The following is a 24,532-nucleotide window of genomic DNA, read 5'->3' as shown; positions in this document are numbered from 1 at the left end:
GGTTCCGTTGCGTTGAGGATTGTTCAGCGCATCACGCTGATGGTTTCGTTGTGTTGAGGAATGTTCAGCGAGCTTCGTTGGGGAGTATTCAGGGAGTATTCAATAAAGTGTGTGGGAGTATTCAATAAAGTGTGTCAACTTATTTTTAGTTTTCTATAAACCTTTTAGAGAGTATATTCTTATATAAAAACTACCATCCCGCCATACGCCTACGCATAGCTTGTTGTTCTGGTGTGTGTTCATCGGTTGGTACAAAGCTTGGATACAAAGGTTTAGGAAAGCCTTCTTTTAATCTACGGTCAAAATCGGCTTGCCTATATGGATCGAAAACCTCTCCAAGAGGTAAGGGTCTGTTTTTATCCATATACCATACCATAAAACTCCAAAAACGATCGGGGTTGTTGTACGCAAGAGTCCAAGTAAAATCTTGTTTACGGTCACGTAATATTAAACTATAGCCTGTAGGAGCAAAATCTCCTCCTGTTTGTAAATTTTTATATACTGTAACTAACCAAAAGGGCACGGTTTCTTGTTTTCTGCTAAAAAATAAACGGGGGTAACTTATGGTGCCGTTCATTCTGTCTAACACCAATTCTTTATGTGGGTTGTAATAATATACCGCTAAATGAAATAATCCTATGATAATAAAAGGGGATGTAAACAAAAGATAGTCAACCCAAGTAATCCCCCCCCCATTTTTTCCTATTAGTTGTAATAAAAGGATTATTAGCATTACAAAACCTCCAACAAAGAATGTATATATTTTAAACAAACTAAAACCTCTTGCCATGTTTAGGACAAAATATTCATCGTTGGCTTCTTGAATTTTTTCAGGTTTATTAGGTTGTAAATCTTCTGTAAATTGGGTAATAGGGTAGTCAACTATTTCATGTGGTAGGGGTTTGGCTTTTAAAAAACTCATAGTATTATTTTAATGTTGTAAAGGAAATCCCACCCTAACCCTCCCAAAGGGAGGGAATAGGAATGTTTATTTTGTTCTACCATCCCGCCATACGTCTACGCATAGCCTGTTGTTCTGGTGTGTGTTCATCGGTTGGTACAAAGCTTGGATACAAAGGTTTTGGAAAGCCTTCTTTTAATCTACGATCAAAATCAGCTTGTCTGTACGGGTCGAAAACATCACCATCAGGTAAGGGTCTGTTTTTATCCATATACCATACCATAAAGCTCCAATAATTTTCTACTTCTCTATTAGCTAATGTCCAAGCAAAATCTTGTTTACGGTCACGCAATACCAAACTAAAGCCTGTAGGAGCAAAATCTCCTCCTGTTTGTAAATTTTTATATACTGTAACTAACCAAAAGGGCACGGTTTCTTGCTTTCTACTAAAAAATAAACGGGGGTAACTTATGGTACCGTTTATTCTGTCTAACACCAATTCTTTATGTGGGTTGTAATAATATACCGCTAAATGAAATAATCCTAGTGTAAAAAAAGGAGTTGTAAACAAAAGATAGTCAACCCAAGTAATCCCCCCCCCATTTTTTCCTATTAGTTGTAGTAAAAGGATTATTAGCATTACAAAACCTCCAACAAAGAATGTATATATTTTAAACAAACTAAAACCTCTTGACATGTTTAACACAAAGTATTCATCGTTGGCTTCTTGTACTTTTTCAGATTTACCTGGTTGTAGTTTACTTTGTATTTGTACTGAACCATATTCAACTATTTCATGTGGTAGGGGTTTGGCTTTAAAAAAACTCATAGTATTATTTTAATGTTGTAAAGGAAATCCCACCCTAACCCTCCCAAAGGGAGGGAATAGGAATGTTTATTTTGTTCTACCATCCCGCCATACGTCTACGCATAGCCTGTTGTTCTGGTGTGTGTTCATCTGTTGGTACAAAGCTTGGGTATAAAGGTTTAGGAAAGCCTTCTTTTAATCTACGGTCAAAATCGGCTTGCCTATATGGATCGAAAACCTCTCCAAGAGGTAAGGGTCTGTTTTTATCCATATACCATACCATAAAACTCCAAAAACGATCGGGGTTGTTGTACGCAAGAGTCCAAGTAAAATCTTGTTTACGGTCACGTAATATTAAACTATAGCCTGTAGGAGCAAAATCTCCTCCTGTTTGTAAATTTTTATATACTGTAACTAACCAAAAGGGCACGGTTTCTTGCTTTCTACTAAAAAATAAACGGGGGTAACTTATGGTACCGTTCATTCTGTCTAACACCAATTCTTTATGTGGGTTGTAATAATATACCGCTAAATGAAATAATCCTAGTGTAAAAAAAGGAGTTGTAAACAAAACATAGTCAATCCAAGTAATCCCCCCCCCATTTTTTCCTATTAGTTGTAGTAAAAGGATTATTAGCATTACAAAACCTCCAACAAAAAATGTATATATTTTAAACAAACTAAAACCTCTTGACATGTTTAACACAAAGTATTCATCGTTGGCTTCTTGTACTTTTTCAGATTTACCTGGTTGTAGTTTACTTTGTATTTGTACTGAACCATATTCAACTATTTCATGTGGTAGGGGTTTGGCTTTTAAAAAACTCATAGTATTATTTTAATGTTGTAAGGGAAATCCCACCCTAACCCTCCCAAAGGGAGGGAATAGGAATGTTTATTTTGTTCTACCATCCCGCCATACGTCTACGCATAGCCTGTTGTTCTGGTGTGTGTTCATCTGTTGGTACAAAGCTTGGGTATAAAGGTTTTGGAAAGCCTTCTTTTAATCTACGGTCAAAATCAGCTTGCCTGTATGAATCGAAAATATCTCCAAGAGGTAGGGGTCTGTTTTTATCCATATACCATACCATAAAACTCCAATAACGTTCACATCTATTATGTGCTAGTGTCCAAGAAAAATTTTGTTTACGGTCACGTAATATTAAATTATACCCCATAGGTGTAAAGTCCCCACCTGTTTGTAAGTTCTTATATACTGTAACTAACCAAAAAGGTACAGTTTCTTGTTTTTTGCTAAAAAATAAACGGGGGTAACTTATGGTACCATTCATTCTATCTAACACCAATTCTTTATGTGGGTTATAATAATACACCGCTAAATGAAATAAACCTAGTATAATAAAAGGTAAAGGAATTAAATAAATGTGTAGTGGCGTAGGTTTCTTTATTATAAACTGAATTAAGAAAAATAACAATAGTATTCCTCCTCCAAAATAAAAAGTAAACATTCTAAATAAAAATAAGCCTTTTGCCATGTTTAGGACAAAGTACTCGTCGTTGGCTTCTTGTATTTTTTCAGCTTTATTGGGTTGTAAATTAAATTTGAATTGGGTAATAGGGTAGTCAACTATTTCATGTGGTAGGGGTTTGGCTTTTAAAAAACTCATAGTATTATTTTAATGTTGTAAGGGAAATCTACGGAAGAATAATGACTTATCTTCAATAATGGTTGCTTTGCCTGCTTTAACGTTTCTAAAGGTAATGTATTCCTCTTCTTTTTTACTGTCTTTTATCAAAGGCATGATATTCCATAAATAGCCTTGTTTATTTTTTGGGTGTAAAGGTAATTGTATTTGTGCATCAGTATACTTACATAATACAGCAATATGCGAGTACTTGTTTAGGTATATTTTATTTCCTTCGTATTTTTGCTTAACGATATTATTGGCAGCCAGTTGGTGTTTTACTTGTAAGTATTTGGGTACTCGTACCCAAATGTGAAATTGTTTAAAAGAAGCACCCATGTTTCCGTTGCGTAACGATTGTTCTTTAAACTCTGGTTTGTCATCAACTGTAGAGGGAGCCGTAACTACGGTGTCGTAACAATGTTTAGGTAGCTTGTAGCTTTTATTACCTAATAAAGGATCATTGTATTGTACCAAATAAAGCTCGTAGGTTAGTCCGTTTGGATTGTTAAAAAACGCCCCAAACGAAATATCAATGGCTAGGTTACTCCAAAGGGTAGCACTGTTATCAATCCAGTTTTTATGCAAGTCTTGGTTAGCGGCACGAAAAGTTGGAGTGGTACTTTTTGGAGAAGCATACCGTTTACTACTTGCCTTTATAGTAATAGCACTCCCAACTATTAAATTTAGTAAGCGTACATACACACTTTTATAGCTTTCATCAAAGCTTGAGGATAAGTACTCTTTTTTATAAGGGTTAATTAATTTTTCTTTGCCTCGGTACATTAAGCGTGCATTGTAATAAGGATTGTAATAACTTGGATCTTTCATATAGGTTTTGCTACTAAACGGAAAAAACTTAAAAAAAGTTTCTAGCTCATCATCGGTTAAATAATACGCTAATCCGTAAAAAGCTAACCCTAAACCACCCACAATTAAACCAGGGACCCCTGTTAACGAAATTAATCCGAAGGTTTCTAGTAAGGACACTGCTGAAAGTACTGCAGCACCGCTATAGGCTAAGGCGGCATCGTTGTCAGCTTTTGCTAAACTTTTATTTACATCTTCAATGGTAGCATATAGAGTATATACAGAGGCAGCACCACCAAACAACTTAATGGCTTTTGCACCTCTTGTAGTAAAAGACTTTTCTTTAATATTATCTATTACATCTTTCACTTCTATAGCAGTAGCTCTTGGCTGTGTGGTAACAAAACTTTTAATTTTTTGTTTGGTTATATCGTTAGAAATACTTTCAGTTACATTTAGCCCTGCTGAAATCACTTTTGTTGTAACACCAGCTAACTTTATATAATCTTCAGTTCCAATAACTTCTTTTTTCAACATACTATCTATATGACTTGTCAGCGAAAACATTTCAAAAACTAATACGGTACTTCTAAATTGTTGGCTTTGTATAATACTTTCTAACTTGTGGGCATAGGGGAGTTTTTTACCATTTCTAATATGTATAGTTAGTTTTTCAGGGTTAGTTTTGGCGGTTGCCATTTTAGCGTCTATTTCTCCTTTAAATTGTTCTTCTACCAATAACCAATAAGTAACGGGTACCTTGGCGTGTTTTATAGCATCAATACGTTTATGTTGCGGGTGTTTAGAAGCTATGTTTTTCTTAACTTTTTCAAAATCGTTTAAAAACTCTTTATAAATTAAATTTTTACCTGCTGTAACTAAGTGGGTTTCTTTAACTCCGTTGTTAGTACGAGTTATTAAATCAAATTGGTTTCTCAGTAATTCAACTTTTATTGCTTTACCAAAGCCAATGTAAGCCTTAGTTACTTTTTTGAAATGACTGAATAGTTTTTTTTCAAACTTAACTATGTATTTCCAGTCTTTGGTGTCTTGTTTTTCTAAATCGGTAACTTCAATTGGGTAGAAGAGTACATCGTTTATATGTTTTAAAGAACTTTCACCTTTACTGGTTTTTATAATTTCTTTTACCCAAGTATCTTCATACGGTTTGTACTCGTTTTCGGGTAGTAGTTGCCTGTCTATCATTTCGGGGTAATGCGCCAAACACAATAAGTGGTCTGAAATTATATTTTTACCCTCTATACTAGCTAATGGGGTAGGGTTATTTTCATAACAAACATCAATAGCGGTTTTGTAGTATTCGCTTTTTAAGAGGTTTCCTAAATCGTTTCTAAATCCGTTTATTACTTTACGAATACGTTTGCGTTCTTCAATAGCGAGTATGTGGTCTAATTTATCGTGCGATATACCATGGTTTAAATACCACTCTCCTCTTTTACGTGTATAGTCTTCTTTTAATTCAGGGTTGTTGTAAACAAATTTATAGGTGGTTAAGGCAATTGAGAAGATGTATTTTAGTTCTTCTGCCTCCTCTTTAGAAATTTCATCACTTTGTACTTCTCCATAGTCTATAAGCCCTAATTTGTACTTGTATAAATCCATATGGTGTACAGAGGTAGCTAAACACTCTACCATAGAGCGTAAATAATCTAGTTTATAAAAAATGATATCTACGAGGTCATAGGCACAGCCAACAGGGTCTGGAAGTGTAATAAACATGTCTTCTAATAATGTATTTTCATTATTAGGGTCGTCGGCATTTTCAATAGCATGAATGGTTTTTAGCTTTTCTTCTAGTCTGGTAGCTTCTGGAAAGTGTTTGTAATCAAACACAGCAATAAAAGAATGATAGGGACGGTCGTGTATAACTTCTGCTTTTTTTAATTCTTTGTCTTTTTCGTAGCCTTTACACTCAACTTTTATCATTCGTTCGTTTTCTTCTGGCGAAGAAGCAATTTGTTCCAATTGTTGCATAGACCATTGCACATGAGAATAGGCTACCCAAATTACAGAATCTGGCGCTACAATATAAGTTTCTCTACTTGAGGTGTTTGTGGCGTCTCGGATATCGTTATATTCTCCATTTTCTTTGTTGTCTTTCCAATAAATAGGATTTAAAAGACCGCTTGTATCTATTTCGTATTCAAGCCATTTTTTAGGTTCCTCGTCATGCAAAATATATAAATATCCATGTCTTAAACCTGTTCTTTCGTAACGACTATGGGTTAGTTTTGGAGCTAAATTTGAAGGATTGGCACTATCTCGTTTAGCAGTTACAACAACTTCACTAAGTTTATAATCAATTGTTTTTTTGTCATTCTTATCGTGTGGCTCAACTTCAACTTCAATATCAGGAGCTCTAACAAACTTGTTGTCTTGTATATGATAGGGAAATGGATTAAAAACCCCGTATCTTAAAAAGTGTAATTCAATTCCTTGTTTCTTAGCTTGTAAGTCAGAACTAATGTTGGTTTTTCCGTCAGGACCTTTTATTTCAAATTTATAAGTACCTATATTATCATTATAGGCGTCTTCTTGAAATTTTTCTAATGTAATGTTTTCTTTCATGGTTTATTATTTTCTTTTTTTTCATGTTTTTGCATAGCAAAAACACAACCATAGCAATAATAGCTACAGCATAGCACAGGGGGAGAATATTTTTTTTGGATTACAATTTTTCAAAAAAGCACGTTAGCAATTTTTTAAATAAGTACTCTTTTGATGTCTCAAATGTATAGATAGAAAGTTTATTAATCAAAAAAAGTTTAATTTTTTTCTAAATAGCGTTGTTTTGTTAAAGGAATTTATGTGTTATAAAGAGGTGAGATGTTTCTGATTGAAGAAGGAATCTTAACATAAATCTTTTTATTTTTACAGACACAAAACTTATAATATGAAAAAGCTAGTTCTCTTATTATTAACCACTTTATTAATTACTAGTTGTACCAATTACGGACAACTAAAGTTAGTGTCGTACTTATCGGAAGATTTAAAAGAAGTTTCTGGTGTTGAGAAAAACCACGATTTAAATGTACTATGGATGCATAATGATAGTGGTAATGCAGCGGAATTATTTAAAGTTAGTATGCAAGGGAAAATTTTACAAAAAAGAGCATTAGCGGTAAAAAATCACGATTGGGAAGACATAACTTCTGATACCAATGGGAACATATACATCGCCGATTTTGGTAACAATAATAATAAAAGGAAGAACTTGGTAATTCTTAAAGTTAAACAAGAGAATTTGTTAAATGGAGATAATGTTGAGGTGGAGAAAATACAGTTTTCGTACCCTAATCAAACCAAGTTTCCACCCAAAAAGAAAGACCGTTTTTTTGATGCAGAATCTTTAATTTATAAAGATGGGTTTCTGTACATTTTTACCAAAAGTAGGGTTAAAAATAAACAAGGAAAAACAATGCTGTATAAAGTTCCAGCAACAAAAGGAGAGTACATAGCCAAATATATCTCCGAGTACGCAAATTGCGATGCTATACATTGCGCAATTACAGCAGCAGCAATATCCCCAGATAAACAAAAAGTAGTTTTGTTAACACATCAATCCGTATTAGTATACACCAATTTTAAAGGAGATGACTTTTTTAGCGGAGATGTAAAAGAGTATTTGTTTAACCATGTTTCTCAAAAAGAAGGGGTTACTTTCAAAAATAATACAACGCTTTACATAACTGACGAAGCTGCTAAAGGAGGAAACAGCAAGTTATTTGAGTTTGTAATAAAGGATTAAAAAAATCAGTTACCAAAGCTATGTGCAATGATAACTGAAAAAGGGAGGGGAATTAGGTATGTATTTTAAGTGTTTATACGTAATCTATTTGCCTAGAATAACCTGCATTTATAGCCAATAATATAGAATCTTCTCTGCTAAAACTAAACGGAATAACAGAGCTTAAAGGTTCTTCAAGCTTCTCTTCTATTGTTTGTTTAGATAATGTCAAAGCTTGCTCTACCAATTTGTGATACTCGGTTATAAAGTATTTTTTAGATAGGTTTTCAAATTTAGCAACATCAAAATCATAAAACTTAGTTCTTGTAATAGCTTTGTATTCCTGGTTGTTATGTATAAACAAATAAGTAAGGTCAACGTGAATAGTAGTATTAGCACCACTAGGATCATCTGGCCAATTATAAATTAATAAGTAGGCACCATCAATACTAACTTTAGGTTTAGAAATCTCTTCAATCTTTTCAAAACTTGTTAAATCACAAGATCCTGTTTTAATAACTTTTTCTATAGTTTCAACTGTACTCATTTTTATCATTTTATTTTAGTCAAATATCTTAGAAATTAGTGTTTTACTTTTAGGTGTTTTATAACCGTGTATAATTGTTTTGTAAACGTTTTGTTAAAGTGGAGGATATGGAGGTAGAGTAAAAATATATAATTACTTTAGTTGCCTAAATTTTTACAGAAAATACCTTTGTTTACAAGAGCTTACTTTTTATATATTATAGGTGTCTGTCTTATTTTTACAGCATGTACAAAAAATAAAGTAGATGAAAATTTACAAGAATATTTATATACTATTGATAGCATTTCTCAGCAAAAACCCAATGAAGGGTTAAGAAAAATTGATAGTTTATTAGAAAAGAAACAAAATTCTAAAAACGAAGCGCTATTATTATTTAGTAAAGGAGAATTATTTTACCTGAACGATAAGTTAATTGAAGCTAAAAATATACACTTAGAAACCTATAAACTATTTACAAAACAAAAAGACTACTATAATAAAGGAAGAAGCTTAATAACATTAAGTGCTACTTGTATGAAATTAAATGAGCTAGAGGAGGCTCAGAAGTATGCGTTAGAAGCTATAGAAATAGGGGAGAAAATAAAAAATACAAGATTACAAGCCAAGGCAAATAATCAGCTATTTAATCTTCATTTTATATTAAAAGACTACGAACAGGCATTGTTTTACATAAAAAGGTCTGAAGAACTATTTACTGATTCGAACGATCCAAATTCTATAATTGCTATAAAAAGTAATATAGCAGGTGTTTATTTAAAATTAAAACAATACAACAAAGCTTTAAAACAATTTTCAGAAGCATTGGCTTTAGGAAAATCAGCAAAAGATCCAAAAACTATTGTAAGTGTTCTTAATAATATTGGATACACGTATTTGGAAGCAAAACGTTTTGAAGAATCGGAGAAGTTTTTACGAGGAGCAGCAAAGCTTAATCAAAAAATTAAAACAATTAACGGAGCTCCATACAAAGGTTTAGGAACTCTTTTTTTAGTAACCAATAAGCTAGATTCGGCAGCGGTAAATTACAACAAAGCGATGTCAATTTACAAGAGTAAAAATAACCTTTTAGAAGAATTAGAAATACGAGATAAATTAATATCAATAGCCATACTTAAAAAACAGTATGAAGTAGCACTTAACCATCAAATTATACGAGATAGTATAGAGGTGGTAAAGAATCAAAAACAAAATAAAAAACTACTTCATTTTGCCAATGTAAACTATAAAATAAAAGAAAAAGAAATAGCGTTAACACATCAAAAAGAAATAAATAAACAAAATTGGTGGTTAGGAATTAGTGTAATTGTTTCGTTGGTACTTATTTTAATTATAGCATTGTTTATTGGATATAATAATAAATTAAGAGCAGCCAACAAAGCATCTAAATTAGAACAGCGATTGCTTAGAGCTCAAATGAATCCGCATTTTATATTCAACACCTTAGCGGCGATACAAAACATAACGTTAGAAGGAAACCCGGTAAAATCATCAAATTATATAGCTAAGTTTTCAAAACTGATTAGACAAAATTTTGATTATGTTCGGAAAGAAGAAATTAGTTTAGAAGAAGAACTAGCTATGATTTCTAACTATATAGATACACAGCAATTACGTTTCAACAATAGTTTTAGTTATCACATACATATTTCTGAAAACTGTGACACAAAACAAGTAAAAGTACCTCCAATGCTATTGCAACCTTTTGTTGAGAATGCTATTGAATATGGGTTAAAGGAAAAGAAATCAGGAGGAACGTTAAGCTTAAGTATTTATAAAAGAAACCAAGAATTATTTTTTGAAATTGAAGATAATGGAGTGGGAAGAAAGCAAAAAAAGAGTCAAGAAAAAATAGCAAAAGATCTACACGCTACCGATATTTTTATTGAAAGATTACAGATAAGAAATAAAGGGGAAGAAAAATCTTTTACAATAGAAGATTTACACGATAAAGAGGGAAATTCGTCAGGAACAAAAGTTGTATTTAAATTAAAGTTATAAAATGATAAGAGCGGCTATAATAGAAGATGAGTTTAATGCGTTAAACACCTTAACAAAGTTGTTACAATACACGCAAAAGGATATAGAAATTGTAGCTAAAATTGATAATGTAGATGAGGCTATAGGTTTTTTAAGTAACAATAATTTAGACTTGGTGTTTATAGATATTGAGTTAATTGGTGGAAATGCTTTTCAAATATTAGAGGCTTTAGAAACCATAAACTTTAAAATGATTTTTACCACAGCTTATGATGAGTTTGCTATAAAAGCCATTAAGTTTGATACGGTAGATTATTTATTAAAGCCTATAGATACTGATGAGTTAAATGCTTGTGTAGGTCGTTTTAGAACCGAATTTGAAAAAGATGAAAAATATACACAAGCACTACATAAAATAAGTGAATTAGATAAAAAAGAGGCACAAAAAACATTACTTATAAAAACTACAGAAGAGCAATACTTTTTGCATGTAGATGATATTGTACGCTGCCAGTCTGATGGAAGTTATACCGTTTTTTATACAACTGATAAAAAAATAATGAGTGCCCGAAATTTAAAGTATTACGAAAATATTTTAAGCACACATGCCTTTGCTAGAGTACACCAATCTCACTTAATAAACATTAAATATTTAGCCTCGGTAAGTGCCAATACAATTAGATTGTCAAGTGGAGAAAATGTGCCCTTATCATCAAGAAAAAAAACGTATTTAAAACAGTTCTTAGAGAATTTTAATGCGAATACAAAATAAAAAGTAACACATACAAAACTTATTAAAAGTGTATATAAGTTCCCTATAGTTTTGAGGTAAATAATTTAAAAAACCTTAAAAATATAACGACATGGGACTTAAAGAAAAAAGATTTACGAAAACTTTTCAAGAAGAAAAATACCCTGCATTAAAAGAACAAATAAACAATGCAGCTGGTTTTGACGTAACAATAGATGTAGAATGGGATACCATGTTTGAAGATAAGTTTTTACACTTATACGATGATAGTTATCCTAAAATTTACTTCCAACCACTTATCAATGCTTTTGCAGCCATTGCAGCAGATGATATGGGTAAAGAAGCATTAGCAGAATCGTTAAAGAAAGTAGTGATTACCAATAAAGACGATCATCATAATCCTTCACGTGCTTACACCTTTGAAGAAGGGGTTTTACAAGTAAACCATAGCCCGATTTTAAACGCAGATCAAGTTCAAAATAGAACAGATGTACTTGTTGATTTGTTAGAGAATAACTTGTAGTCTAGTAATCTATAACAAAAAAATTGCTATGGAAACAGATTATATCAATCAATTTAAAGCACAATCGCCAGCAGCTATAATTCAGGGTCTGTTTAGTGAAAAAAAGCAATTAAAAATTGCTTTATCACTAAAAAACGGACTTTATGTAGAAGGCTTTATAGTAGACATTACCAAAGAAGAATATCAAACATTTGTGTGTATGAAAACCGTAGAACAAGAAGTGTTGTTTTTCAATCTTCAAGAGGTATCTGTTTTACGAATTAAACACCCTAAAAAAATAGCTGTTTCCTTATCTAAAGGAAGTATCAGTCGTCCGTTAGGAGAGGAGCCCATAAGTGCTTTACAGTTAAAAAGATGGATTGTAGAGCAAGAATCGTTGCTAGAAGCAACAATCAACTTATCATTCGAAAAATCAGTATTACAAGAAGCGAATGCTCGATTAAATTGTAAAGATGTTATTACAAGTTTGTTAAAAGTGAAACAATTAATAATAGAGGATGAAATGGGATTAGCTGCATGGAAAGAAGTAAAAACTGTTGCTATTTCTAACACAGAAAAATTGCAGGTAAGTAAAGAAGGAAATGTATTAAAAATTGGTATTGAAATTACTAAAGCACTGCCAAAAGAGTTAGATAGTCTTTTTATAGAAAAGATAGAAGAAATATTGTAGAATACTAAAATTATTAAAAATGGGTCTTAAAGAAAAGAGAGCAGTTCAAACATTTAAAAACGAATCATTTCCAACATTAGAAGCGGAAATAAACAATAAAGCAGGGTTTAATGTATCATTAAACATAGCATGGGATACGTTGGTAGAAGATAAGTTTTCTCACCTTTACAACGATACCTTTCCAAAAATATATTTTCAGCCGTTAATTGAAGCAATCAAAGCTGTAAACATTGATAAAATAGGTGAAGAATTGCTAAAAAATGGATTAAAAGAAGTAAAAATTGTTAATGAAAATAACGAGCACAATTTAGAAAGAGCAATCACTTTTGTAGATGGGGTGTTAACCATTAATCACAGCCCAATTATGAATGCAGATAAGGTGGAAGAAAAAACAGAAAGAATTGTACACCTTTTAGAAAATCACTTAGAAGAATTTGCAGGAAGTGAAGCTAGTGTTGAAAGTACAGAAAACCCAAATAATATTGTAGGAGGAAAGGTAGATAACACTATAAAATTAAGTTTACCTCAACTGCACAACCAATATGTAGCTTTAGCTTTTGAAAAGCAAGATAATTTAGCAGATGTTGTTGAAGATTTACCTTGGACTTGTGATATGCTTCAAGGAACGGTAACCTACGGTGATTTAACCTTTAAAATGCAGGTATTAGGAACCTATTCTCACAACGAACAATCATGGTTATGGGCTTGGGCAAATAAACAAAGCGGTATTCCAGAACAATTTTTAGAAGCTTCATTACAAATGAAAGCTTTAGGAGAACGTCATGGAATAGAAGATTTACTTTCCTCAAAAATAGAAACAGAACACGACCCTGGTCATTATTTTTCTTTCGTAGCAACAGGAGTAAATCAGGCAAGTTGTTACGCACCATTACCTTTTAAAGGACTTACTGTGTATGTTTTATTATATACGGATATGGTTGATGAAAAAGAGATAAACATTCCGGCTTTAATTTGTTCACACTTCTCAAAAACAATTACTCGAATGGATTTTGAACACAAGCATGCATTGTTTTGCTATTTAGTTCAAAAAGGATATGAAGTTGAGGTATCAGGAAATAATATCGTTGCTAAAAAAGGAGAAGATCAAATTTTAGGGATTTTTGACCTAAAAGGAAGATTACTAAAATTATCTAATTCAAAAGTTTCAGTAGGAGCTTAAAAAAGAAAACTATGTACCAATCAACCACATTATCAGAACTAGAAAAAGAACATCAAGATGCATTAACTCAGGCGCAAAATAAGATGATGGAAGATTTAAATCTTGCACAACAGAATGGCGATAACGATTTAATTCATCAGGCAAGTGTTCATTTTCAAAACGTAGCTAAAGAATTAGCAGAACAATACACTAAACGTATTGAGGAAATTAACGAGTTAAACCTTAAAAATGTAACAGAAAACATTCAAGAGGTGTATGATAACTCTAGAGCAGATATTGACTTAAATGCATTGGTGTATGACGGTGATCGAGATTACGTTTTAGAGTTTCAAGAAGATGAGTTAATTCAAAAAACCTTAGAAAGAATAAAAGAAAACAATCCAGTTTTTAAATCGAGAAGACATTTGTTAAAATCAAGTTTGCGATTAACAAAAATGTTAGCTCCAGTGCTTCACGAAATTGGAGAGCATTGTAAAGAGGTTTTAAAATTGAAAGCTGATATTGAGTTTTTTGTGTATCAGAACGATAAATTCAATGCGTCATGTTATCCGCCAGATGAAGATAAATTATACATTATTTTAACCTCTGGAATTTTAGAACGTTTTACAAAAGACGAGTTAGCTTTTGTCATTGGTCATGAAATAGGGCATGTATTGTTTGAACACTTTAATTATCCAGTAAAACATATTTTAGACGAAGGTGCAAATGATTTAGCGCCGATTCATGCGATGAAGTTATATGCATGGAATCGTAATGCTGAAATTAGTGCAGATAGAGCTGGTTTATTATGTTGTAAGAGTTTTGAGGCGGCAGCAAGAACATTTTTTAAACTATCATCGGGAGTAACTTCTGATTCTTTAGATTTTAAACTAAACGAGTATATCAATCAGTTTTCAGATTTAGAAGAAGTTTTAAATGACGAGACACACGATCCGTCAGATTGGTATAGCAGTCACCCGTTTAGTCCGCTTCGTATTAAAGCGTTAGAGTTATTCAATAAGAGTAAAACATATGAGTTATTCAATCCTGAAGTTAATGGAGAAATAACAGAGGAAGCGATGGAGCTAGAAATACAACGAATTATGTCGTTAATGGAACCAGAAGACTTAGGAAACGAAACTGAACATTCAGAAAAAATTCAACGTTTTATGTTCTTAGGTGGTTATATGATTTCAAAGGCAGATGGGGTTGTGGATGATTCTGAAATACAGGCGTTGAGTAGTGTGGTGTCTCCATCAGTTTTTGCTCAGTGTATGTTAACGATTAAAGGGTTAACAGAGCAAGATATTATTGATGAAATTATAGCTTTGGCTAAAGAATTAGATATCGTAATTTCTGTGATGCAAAAACTAAATATTCTAAGAGATTTATCTATTATTTCGTATGCTGATGGAAGTATTGATGCTTCAGAAGTTGAGGTACTATACAACTTAGCAAAGCAACTATATATAAAAACTGAATTTATTGATAGAATTATCAGTGACGCACAAGGCGTTGATTAATAACATAATTTTTGTTTACCATGCTAGCCAAACTATACATATTTAACTGTGTATGGTTTGGCTTATGTTATATATTAAAAGACCCCATCCAACAATTAGTAGTAGACCACCTAAAGGAGTAATAGGACCTAAAAAGGTCATTTTTTTACCTTTAGCGTCTGATAATACTAAACCATAAATGCTAAAGGAAAACAGTATAACTCCAATTACAAAAGCGTAATATATTGCTGAACTAGGTGCGTCAAAATAACTTCCAACGAATAATAAAACGAGTGCATGATACATTTGATATTTTACACCCGTTTCAAATGATTTTAATTGTTCTTCAGTTAAAATTTTTTGTAAGGCATGTGCTCCAAAAGCACCAAATGTTACAGCAAGCATACCAAATAAAGCTCCTGTAATTAATACAATTTGTTGTGTCATGTTTTTTAAGAATTAAAAAGAAAAACCAATACTAAAAGCTACTCTGTCTTCTTGAGAAGTTCCCCTAAAGTATGAAATATTAGCTGTGAATAAGTCGATTCCACTTAGCCAAAAAGAACCACCATAACTAGTATGCCATTTCTTTGAATTTTGAGAATACGGAGACCATACTCGACCGTAATCAAACCCACCAGTAATACCAACTTTTATAGGAATAATTCCTGTACGAATACGCCCAAAACGCAAACGTAAATCGTTACTATGATAAAAACTTTCGGTTCCAGAAAAACGTTCTCTGTTAAAACCACGTAAACTACGGTCACCGCCTAAAGTAGCTGCTTGGTAAATTTCAAAGCGGTTTCCTACATTAATTTGAGTTCCCACTTCAGAAGCAAAAACTAATGAACGGTTGAACACTAGGTTTTGATACATAGCTAAAGAACTTTTAATATAACCAAAGCGTCTGTCGAAATCGTCTAAGTTGGCTTTAGCCCCAACAGCTAAATCGAAGTTCATACCTTTGGTAGGGAAACTACTATTGTCTACTCGATTGTGATTAAAGTTTAACTCACCTCCCCAAAAATAATTAGTGTCAAAAATAGCCGTAGGCTGATTGTCAAAATTATTAATAAATCTACCAGGTGTGTCTTCAATTTCAATAGCTTCAAAAAGACCTGAAATTTTAAAGATACTTCCGCCTCGTAAGCGCTTTAATAAAGAAGGGGAAAAGCTAATTTCTTCTTTTTTAACACGATAATGATCCAAATTGAAACTTTGGTCGTAAATACTTTCATTTCCCCATCCAAAGAAATTAAAGGAATAGTTATCGCTAGTAGCTTTGGCACGTAAGTGTAAGCTCCAATTGCCAATTAACTCTGTAAATTCACCATTGTATTCTAAATCGTAGCCACTAGTTGAAGAATAGTAGTTTGCCGCTAATGTGTGTTGGCTAGCGAAGGGTTGTTTTTTAAAGCCTTGTTGTGTATGTGTAACCGAAGCACCAAAAAAGAAACCGTCATCTGGATTGCTACCTAAGCTCGGATAAACAACAGTAGTATTGTTGTTAATGTCATGCGCATCATAGGTGTTTTTAAAGTAACTATTTGAACGTAAATCCGCAGTTTCAGAACTAGGGTTTATGGTGTTTTTCTTTGATTTAAAATCATAGATTTTTGTTTTCTTACCCCAGCCAGCAACGGATGATTTATCAGTATATACATCGTGATTTTGCCCCCCTATAATTCGAAGTAAAATTCCATCGTGCACATTACCAGAAATTAAAAACTCATCATCCCCATTTAAACCATAAATTTGTATTTCTTTGGTTTCTTTTGTTTTGAAAACACGGTTATAAATCTTGTTTTCTTTTCTAAAAATGGTAACGCTAGTTTCCTCATCATTTAAACGTTCAATGATAAATTTATCATCTTTATCTGTACCAACTACATGTACCACTTTGTTTAGTTTGGTGTAATAACGTTTAGCAATTTCTTTTAATTTATCTCTTCGAGCTTTAATTTTAGCTATGGTTTCTTTTCCATCAATATCATAAATAACCTTTGGTAATTGTTGGATTGATTTTTCAATTACTTCATCAGTTAAATATTGTTGAATGTACTCAGCTTGTTGATACCATTCATTGAGTGTTAATTCATTTAAAAAAGCAGCATCAAAAAAGCGAGCATAATTGTTGTACCATTTCATGTTTTTGATATCGTTGTCAAAAGTTTGCATATTTCTTACTAAGGGTGCGAACTGTTGAAAAAGCGGAATCATAACTCCATCAAACTTAGAAAAAGGTTGGTCTCTATCTCTTGGAATTGGGCGATAATACTTTTTACCATCTTTGGTTTTAAAAGAAGCCCATCGCCATTGATCTTCATGTCTATCCCAGTCACCAATAACCATATCAAATAAGCGAGAGCGAATTACCCATTCTTGGTCGATAGAGTGCTTACCGTTTTTTCTAATTTTTTCTAACACATCAAATGTGCTAATAATATCGTCTGAATTTCCAAAGTTGTCTAGTTCACTTCGGTCGCCAGCAGGTCGTTCTTCTAACAAGTATAACTGTCCGCCAAAAATGTCGTTATGTTTACCTAAAGCGGGTTGCTTAGGCATGTAATAAAGTTTTGGGTTGGTATGGTAAATATTTACGGATTCTGCCATATCAGGAAGAACAAAAGCTGCGTATGGGTGCGACATGGTAAAAATATCTTGAACCACATCAACTAAAAAAGTGCCTTTTAAAATACCACCCATAATTCGACTTCCGTCTTTTACCATTGAGCGTAACACGTATTGTTTACCATTAGGATTTTCTAATCGTAACGAATTGGTTTGGTTACCACCACCTCTTCTGATAGGAGTTAAACCTCCATAGATATTCTCTAATTCTAGTACAGGAACTTTAACGGTTTTACCGTACTTGTCTCTGTTTAAATCTCCCCACATAAATTCATGAATACCACTAACCTCTGTGGATTCTGGAGGATAAATAGAGGTTTCTACAAACTTCTTATGTTCTTCGTATTCAGGAAAGCTAGTATAGTTTTTTGTTTGTTTTGGTTTTACAATTTCTTTACTGAATAAAAGTTTGTGACCATCTTTGGTATTGGCAGCATAATATTCAATAATTGCTGAACCATCTTTGTAGTAATTTAATTTAGCATATCCATGATTACCGTAGGTAAATTGAGCTCCATAACTAACTAAAGCAGCTGATTGCTTTGAACCCGAACCACTAATTACTTGTTTAAACCCGTCTTGTTCTATGTATTGTAAGTTGTGATCGTGACCAGAAACGAATACAACATTGTCTGTGAAATCATTAGATACTGTTTGTATTTGAGTAACAAAGTCACTATAGCTTTTATTAAAAACATCGGTTTGTATACCTACATGTGAACGTAACGCATTTTTTAAAGTGCCTAGAACAGGTAGTGGACTCATGTGGTCTTTTACAGAAAAGCTTCCTCCATGTGGTCCATTACTATATAAAGGATGGTGTACAGCTACTACAACATTTTTAGATCTATTCTTTTTAAATAAACTAGAAAGCTCTTGAATAAAGTGTTCACGAGTTTTAATGTCGCAGTTATCGTTCATTTTTGGCTCTTTATCCCAGTTCATAATAAACCAACGACTATCAATAAGAATTAAAGTAAGGTCATCGTTAATTTTTACTTTGTCTAGTCCACAACCACCTTCAGGTAAAAAAGAGTTTTTACCTAAAGCTTTTTCAACCAATCGCTCCTGCTCTTTTAAGCCATCAACACCATTATACCAGTCGTGATTTCCAGGAATAAAAATTGTATTTCCTTTAAAGTCTTTCAGAGCATCAATTTGTGTTTGTAAACGGTGCTCTGCCAAGGCTCTATCTTTGTGTTCTTTACTTGGTATTCCGTAAGGATAAATATTATCTCCTAAAAATAAGGTAGTTGATTTTTCAGGAGCTTTGGTTAATTCTTTTTGAAAATAAGTTAAGGTAGGAGTTGTTTGTCCCATTTCGGCATTACCAGCGTCTCCAATTAAATAAAAAGAGTGTAACAATTCTTTATTTGTTTGAATTGTTTTTGGAGAAGTCTTATCTGCGTACTTAGCTTTATAGGATGCACAAGCACTAACTACAATAATTATAGTTAGATACATGCAAAACTTGGTAAAGTTCATGTCTTATTTTTTAGTTATGTAAAAATAAGGCTTTTTAGAGTAAAACTACTGTTTTAATAAATACTGATAATCTTCAGGAGTATCAATGTCTAGTAAGTTTTGAGAAGAATTTATTTTAATAATATTGTTGTTGTTTTCTAATAGAAAATTCTTTGCACCCTTATCTCCTTTTAAATTTAATAAATCACTAAAATATCCTTTCGGAAATACGGTAGGAACTCCAAGGCTGCCTTGGTAACTGGAAGTAATTATTTTAGAAGGATTGTTTTTTGAAACTTCAATTAAGGAGTTTAAATATTCAGAAGTAATATGAGGTTGATCTGCGAGCATTATTAAAGCACTGTCAAAGTTATGTTTTTGTAAGAAATCAATTCCAATTACTATACTAGTACTTAATCCGTTTTTATAATTTGGATTGTAAATGATTTCAATAGCATTCGTTGTAAGCTCCTTTTCAATAGTTTCTTTATTAGCTCCCAATACACAAAATACATTTTTTATTACTGATTTTTGGGCTTGCTCAATTGTCCATTCTAGTAACGTAGTGTTTTTGTAAGAAAGTAATTGTTTTATTTTTCCCATTCGGGAAGCATTCCCTGCAGCTAAAATGAGAATTGCTGTTTTTTGCATCGTATTAGTCATGGATTCGTCCAGTAATCTTTTTTAGAGAAAACACTTCCTTGTTTCGAATAACTGATAATATTTCTGCTAGGATTGATAAGGCAATTTCTTCTGGGGTTTCTGCTCCAATATTTAATCCAGCAGGAGTATGAATTTTATCTAAAAATTCATCAGTAATATCGGGTGAAAATTCAAACAGTTCGTTAAATAGTTTTTCTCGTCGTTTAGCAGCTCCTAAAATACCTATGTAAGCAGGGTTTTGTTCTTGTAATTTAATCAACCAACGTAAGTCGTATGTGAAATTGTGATTCATAATAACAACGGCAGTGTTGTTGTTTACATGAGATAGTTGAATTACTTCAGGGGTTTGTGCTACTACCGACTTAGCTCCAGGAAAGTCAGTTAATTCTTTTGGGTCTTTTATAGAGGTAATTACATCAACTTCCCAGCCTAACTGAGTGGCTTGCGTACATAGTTTTACAGCGTCGTGTTCTCCGCCAATAATAAGTAAGCGAAATAGTGGCTGTAAAGTTTGTTTAAAAGTAGCTAACTGATCTGTTTTTTGAGTATCAAACTCTTTGTTGAAAGTAAATATTTGTTGATTGTTAAACTGAATTATAGAACCGAAATTTCCATGTGTTTCATCTTCTTTTAGAAAGAAAGATGTGATGTTATACGGTTTTCTTTTTTTGCTATTTTTAGAAAAAGCATCAATAAATTCAGTTGAAAGATAAAAGGGTTCTAAAAGAACATATAATATTCCCTCACAACCTAAACGGTAACGACCATCGTAGGTCACTATTTTTGGTTTGTTGTTTTCAAAAACAGATTGTGCTCTACGTTGTATTTCTTTTTCAACACAACCACCGCTAATAGCACCGATTATTCTTCCATCAGAAGAGAATAACATTCTAACTCCTGGTTTTCTGTAAGAAGAGCCGTCTAAATCTACAACTGTTGCTAACACATTTTGTATGCCTTGTTGTTGATTTATAGAGGCTTGTTGTATTATTTCTTTAAATTCGTGTGTCATTTCGTGTAAAAATACTCTTTTAAAAGTACGCTTTTTTATCACTTTATTAAAAATTAATACTGGTTAATAATTTATTATTTTAGCAAAAACCTTTTTCATGAACAGTTTGATACAAGAAACAGAGCAGTTTGTAATTGATTTATTAAATGAGAATTTAGATAAAAACTTTGTATATCATAATATCGCTCACACCCAACGGGTGGTTGAGAAGTCACTTGAATTAATTGAAGGAGAGAGTTTTTCAGAAGAGCAGCAACAAATTTTAACATTAGCAGCATGGTTTCATGATGTTGGATATACAGTTAATCTTGAAAATCATGAAGAGGAGAGTATAAAAATAGCAACAGAGTTTTTAAAGACTAAAGAAGCATCAGGAAGTGTTATTGATGAAGTGTCTAGGTTAATAGCTTCAACTAAAATGGGAGCAAAACCTCAAACAGAATTAGAAAAGGTTTTGAAGGATGCTGATTGTTCTCATGTAGGAAGTAAAAATTATGCAGATTTTAATGAATTATTACGTAAGGAAAGAGAACTAGTATGTAATAAAAAAATTAAAACTGTTGAATGGGATGATGCTAATCTTGAGTTTTTAACAATGCATCGTTTTTATACAAGCAAAGCGTCTAAGCTTTGGGAAAAACAAAAAAGTAAAAATATAGCTCAACTTTTAAAGAGAAAACAAAAAGAGGTACAAGAAACCGCTAAACTAAAACAGAAAAAAGAAGAGTTAGCATATAAAAAAAACAAGATTGAATTACCTGAGAGAGGTATTGAAACAATGTTTCGTGTGGCACTTCGTAATCATATTACGTTAAGCGATATTGCAGATACAAAGGCAAATATTCTGCTATCTGTAAACGCAATTATTATTTCGATGACATTGTCAACATTAATTCCAAAGTTGGATAACCCATCAAATCATTACTTAATAACCCCGACCATAATTTTTGTGCTTTTTACAGTAATATCAATTGTACTATCGATTTTAGCAACTAGACCAAACGTTACCGAAGGAAAGTTTACAAAAGAAGATGTGGCTAATAAAAAAGTAAACCTATTGTTCTTTGGAAACTTTCATCAAATGAAGTTGCCAGATTTTGAATGGGGAATGAGTGAGATGATGCAAGATCGTGATTATTTATATGGTTCACTTACCAAAGATTTATATTTCTTAGGATTGGTTTTAAATAGAAAATACAAATTATTACGAGTTACCTATACCGTTTTTATGATTGGTATTTTAGTAAGTGTAATAGCTTTTGCAATTGCATTTTATATGCAAGAACAAGCATCTAAAGTAGGAGATATAGTTTCAGTATTGTAATAGTAGTTTACTTAAATTCTTGGATAAGCTCATCAATGGTCATTGTTTTTTGGGTATTAAAGTTTTTGTGGTAAATGACTTCTACACGCAAAGCTTTTAATCCAGAAACACCTTGTAAATCTTCAATATCTAACTTTTCTACGTTACCTAGTAACTTTTTAGATTGTAAGTATTTAATGTACTTGTAATACTCTTCGGCATCTTTGTCTTGAGAATATACAATTGCTATTTTACCAGGGACTGTTAATCGTTCTTCAGTTCCTTTTATATGAGCCTTATCAATACGTTTCTTAATAATTTCGTAACGAATATTATAAGAACCATCAACGTCAAACTGTTTTTCATCCATTCTAAATTTTATAGCTAAAGGATTGCTATGAACTAAAATTAAAGAAGCTACTCTAAGTTTATGCTCCATTTTTTCAGCAGCTTTTAAAGCTATATTTTCCATTTCACACATCACCTGTAGTTGCCATAACCTAAGGTTGTATAAATATAAGTCGTCATATTTTTTTTCTTTTGTTAAAGATTGTCCTATGTACATATTATACTCAACACCATCTGTTTTGTAGCGTTCAAAATAATGAGGAAACATCTTTTGTGCTTCTTCTTGTCTAATATCTATAAAAGAAGCTAATTTATCGTTTAATAAAGTAACACTATCTTCGTAAGATTTTCTTTTCTCATACACAACCTGCAAATCAGGATCTAAACGATTAATATATGATTCTACTAAGGAGTTTAAGTTGTTGTTAACCAGTTTTATATGGTTAAAAACAGGATAAATTTCACGTTTTAAAAAATCTAAAATGGCTATTTCATCACCAGCTTTTAATCCTTTTTTAACTTCTAATAAATATTCTTCAACCCTAAATCGTAATTCTTTATAAATAGGAAGGGTTTCTATTTTGCATGCTTCCAATAATACAGAAATTGCTAAAGAGAGTTGAGTAGTTAAGTCTTCTTTAATAGCGGTGTTTCTGGCAATAGATGAACCTTTAATATCAGATTGACCATACAAAGGGTGTACATCAGAAAAAATAATATCCTCAATTTTAACGTTCTCCTTAATTTCATACGATTCTCTATGAAACCTTTCAGCGGCTTCATAAAAACGCCATTTTACAGTAGGATGAATAGATGTGTAATTTTCTTGAATTGTAGCCTCTAAGATATTTTTATGTTCTTCAGAGAAACGATCAACCGCAATTTTAAACAGTGGAATTAAGTCTTGTAATTTATTTTGATTAATAGAGTTTAGTTCAAAAGGTCTTGGAGAAGCAAACTCAATAATAGCTATACTGTTTTTTGTTGATGCTTGTATAGGAACCAAAATTATACTGCCAATATTTTTGTCTTTTAAACGTTGGTAAAGGTTTTTATTTTCAGCTTGATTTCCATACTTTTCTACATTAGAAATAGCAAGAGTTTCATTGTTTATAAAAAGTTTTTCTAAAGTGTAGTTACAAAAAATAGAATCACAAGAAGCATCTTTATCGTAATTTAATACTAAACTTTCTTCTTTATTTATATGTGAAGAAGAAAAGTTATTAGAATCTGTTTCAAAAATAGAAAATCCTAAAGATAAGTCTGGAATTCCAAAAAACCTTTGAAAGATGCCTTCTAAAGTATGAACTAAATTATCGTCTTTTTTTATAAGGCTAGTTCTTATTTCTGAAATAATTTCGTCGGTTGTAACATCAAATAAATTCATTATCCCAAATCCCTTAAAGATATAGGATTTAGGAGGGAATTTTTCTTTCCAAACATCAATGTCATCAAAATTATCGAGTAAAAACTTAATGTCTTCTTCCGTGATTTTAGGAGCATTTTCGGTTGGATAAATCTCCATAAAATCAGCATTAAAAGCCGCACGATATTTTTTTATAGTGTTAGTTGTTTTATCAGGAATATCAAAATAAAATGGACGCTTTATATCAATAGAATAGTTGTAAACATCGGTTAATATGATACTACAAGCATATTTATACATTAAGTCGTTTTCAAAACTTCGAACTTTTAACTCGTAGTCTTCTCCAGCGTTTTGTAAAATTTTTTCAAATCGAGTTGTAAACTTGAAAGAAGTAAATGTAAAAGGAATGCTTACCGCTTTAATTTCATTTTCTAACAATAATTCAGGAAATAAGGGCTCTAGTAACAATTCAATAGTATTTCTGTGTTTTTCTAATACAGATTCATCAGAAAAACCATCAATTAACTCAGGAGCTTTTTTTGCTTCTCTAACTATGTTAATAGAAGATTCATGGTAGGGGTGTTTTTCATACTCTTTAGCTGCATATTTTTGAAATAAAGCAACAATCTTCTCAAAACTTATTTTAAGTTTAAAAGGAAGCTCTAGATTTTGAATGTCTTTTGTTCGTCTTATGTTCATA

General features: G+C 32.1%; 19 protein-coding genes. 8 read left to right on the top strand and 11 right to left on the bottom strand.

What is annotated here, in order from left to right; all coding sequences use genetic code 11:
* Positions 1-190 precede the first annotated feature (190 nt).
* From MK851_RS14020 to MK851_RS14000, 5 genes are all read right to left on the bottom strand, one after another.
* The gene (locus MK851_RS14020) at positions 191-922 is read right to left on the bottom strand and encodes a hypothetical protein (RefSeq protein ID WP_320244450.1); all 732 of its coding nucleotides are present in this window, start codon (positions 920-922) and stop codon (positions 191-193) included.
* A 76-nt stretch (positions 923-998) separates the two neighbouring features.
* Positions 999-1,730, bottom strand: coding sequence for a hypothetical protein (locus MK851_RS14015; RefSeq protein WP_320244447.1), 732 nt, complete (start codon positions 1,728-1,730; stop codon positions 999-1,001).
* Positions 1,731-1,806: 76 nt separating this feature from the next.
* Positions 1,807-2,538, bottom strand: a complete 732-nt coding sequence (locus tag MK851_RS14010) for a hypothetical protein (RefSeq protein WP_320244445.1) — start codon at positions 2,536-2,538, stop codon at positions 1,807-1,809.
* A 76-nt stretch (positions 2,539-2,614) separates the two neighbouring features.
* Positions 2,615-3,337 carry a hypothetical protein gene (locus tag MK851_RS14005; protein WP_320244443.1) on the bottom strand — a complete coding sequence of 241 codons (723 nt, stop codon included), beginning with the start codon at positions 3,335-3,337 and terminating at the stop codon, positions 2,615-2,617.
* A 9-nt stretch (positions 3,338-3,346) separates the two neighbouring features.
* Positions 3,347-6,754, bottom strand: a complete 3,408-nt coding sequence (locus MK851_RS14000; protein WP_320244442.1) for a toxin VasX — start codon at positions 6,752-6,754, stop codon at positions 3,347-3,349.
* Between the two features lie 325 nt (positions 6,755-7,079).
* Here MK851_RS14000 and MK851_RS13995 point away from each other — a divergent pair, with 325 nt between their 5' ends.
* The gene (locus MK851_RS13995; protein WP_320244441.1) at positions 7,080-7,934 is read left to right on the top strand and encodes a hypothetical protein; all 855 of its coding nucleotides are present in this window, start codon (positions 7,080-7,082) and stop codon (positions 7,932-7,934) included.
* A gap of 73 nt (positions 7,935-8,007) precedes the next feature.
* Here MK851_RS13995 and MK851_RS13990 read toward each other — a convergent pair whose 3' ends face one another.
* A complete protein-coding gene (locus tag MK851_RS13990; RefSeq protein ID WP_320244439.1) occupies positions 8,008-8,460 on the bottom strand; it encodes a hypothetical protein in 453 nt (150 codons plus the stop codon).
* A gap of 141 nt (positions 8,461-8,601) precedes the next feature.
* Here MK851_RS13990 and MK851_RS13985 point away from each other — a divergent pair, with 141 nt between their 5' ends.
* The 6 genes from MK851_RS13985 (at position 8,602) to MK851_RS13960 (ending at position 15,063) form a co-directional block, all read left to right on the top strand.
* A complete protein-coding gene (locus MK851_RS13985) occupies positions 8,602-10,458 on the top strand; it encodes a histidine kinase (protein WP_320244437.1) in 1,857 nt (618 codons plus the stop codon).
* Position 10,459: 1 nt separating this feature from the next.
* Positions 10,460-11,209, top strand: a complete 750-nt coding sequence (locus MK851_RS13980; protein ID WP_320244435.1) for a LytTR family DNA-binding domain-containing protein — start codon at positions 10,460-10,462, stop codon at positions 11,207-11,209.
* Between the two features lie 91 nt (positions 11,210-11,300).
* A complete protein-coding gene (locus MK851_RS13975) occupies positions 11,301-11,711 on the top strand; it encodes a hypothetical protein (RefSeq protein WP_303507852.1) in 411 nt (136 codons plus the stop codon).
* A gap of 28 nt (positions 11,712-11,739) precedes the next feature.
* A complete protein-coding gene (locus tag MK851_RS13970; RefSeq protein WP_320244433.1) occupies positions 11,740-12,381 on the top strand; it encodes a hypothetical protein in 642 nt (213 codons plus the stop codon).
* A gap of 19 nt (positions 12,382-12,400) precedes the next feature.
* The gene (locus tag MK851_RS13965) at positions 12,401-13,561 is read left to right on the top strand and encodes a DUF6882 domain-containing protein (RefSeq protein ID WP_303507850.1); all 1,161 of its coding nucleotides are present in this window, start codon (positions 12,401-12,403) and stop codon (positions 13,559-13,561) included.
* 11 nt (positions 13,562-13,572) lie between these two features.
* Positions 13,573-15,063, top strand: a complete 1,491-nt coding sequence (locus tag MK851_RS13960) for a M48 family metallopeptidase (protein WP_303507849.1) — start codon at positions 13,573-13,575, stop codon at positions 15,061-15,063.
* A gap of 42 nt (positions 15,064-15,105) precedes the next feature.
* On the opposite strand, the gene MK851_RS13955 is transcribed toward MK851_RS13960, so the two are convergent.
* From MK851_RS13955 to MK851_RS13940, 4 genes are all read right to left on the bottom strand, one after another.
* Positions 15,106-15,489: a DUF423 domain-containing protein gene (locus tag MK851_RS13955; protein ID WP_303507848.1), complete on the bottom strand. Its 384-nt coding sequence runs from the start codon at positions 15,487-15,489 to the stop codon at positions 15,106-15,108.
* Between the two features lie 12 nt (positions 15,490-15,501).
* The gene (locus MK851_RS13950) at positions 15,502-19,140 is read right to left on the bottom strand and encodes a ShlB/FhaC/HecB family hemolysin secretion/activation protein (RefSeq protein ID WP_320244430.1); all 3,639 of its coding nucleotides are present in this window, start codon (positions 19,138-19,140) and stop codon (positions 15,502-15,504) included.
* A 66-nt stretch (positions 19,141-19,206) separates the two neighbouring features.
* The gene (locus MK851_RS13945; RefSeq protein ID WP_303507846.1) at positions 19,207-19,791 is read right to left on the bottom strand and encodes a nucleotidyltransferase family protein; all 585 of its coding nucleotides are present in this window, start codon (positions 19,789-19,791) and stop codon (positions 19,207-19,209) included.
* A gap of 4 nt (positions 19,792-19,795) precedes the next feature.
* Positions 19,796-20,815 (bottom strand): XdhC/CoxI family protein, encoded by a 1,020-nt coding sequence (locus MK851_RS13940; protein ID WP_320244429.1) that lies wholly within the window; start codon positions 20,813-20,815, stop codon positions 19,796-19,798.
* Positions 20,816-20,912: 97 nt separating this feature from the next.
* On the opposite strand from MK851_RS13940, the gene MK851_RS13935 reads away from it, so the two are divergent.
* Positions 20,913-22,139: a Pycsar system effector family protein gene (locus tag MK851_RS13935; protein WP_320244428.1), complete on the top strand. Its 1,227-nt coding sequence runs from the start codon at positions 20,913-20,915 to the stop codon at positions 22,137-22,139.
* 7 nt (positions 22,140-22,146) lie between these two features.
* Here the strand turns inward: MK851_RS13935 and MK851_RS13930 are convergent, their stop codons facing one another.
* Positions 22,147-24,531 carry a GAF domain-containing protein gene (locus tag MK851_RS13930; RefSeq protein ID WP_320244427.1) on the bottom strand — a complete coding sequence of 795 codons (2,385 nt, stop codon included), beginning with the start codon at positions 24,529-24,531 and terminating at the stop codon, positions 22,147-22,149.
* Position 24,532 lies beyond the last annotated feature (1 nt).

Origin of the sequence: Tenacibaculum sp. 1B UA (assembly GCF_033978845.1) — a bacterium.
Lineage (GTDB): Bacteria > Bacteroidota > Bacteroidia > Flavobacteriales > Flavobacteriaceae > Polaribacter.
Note: the sequence above shows the minus strand (reverse complement) of the source record. Positions and strands in the feature narration are given on the sequence as shown.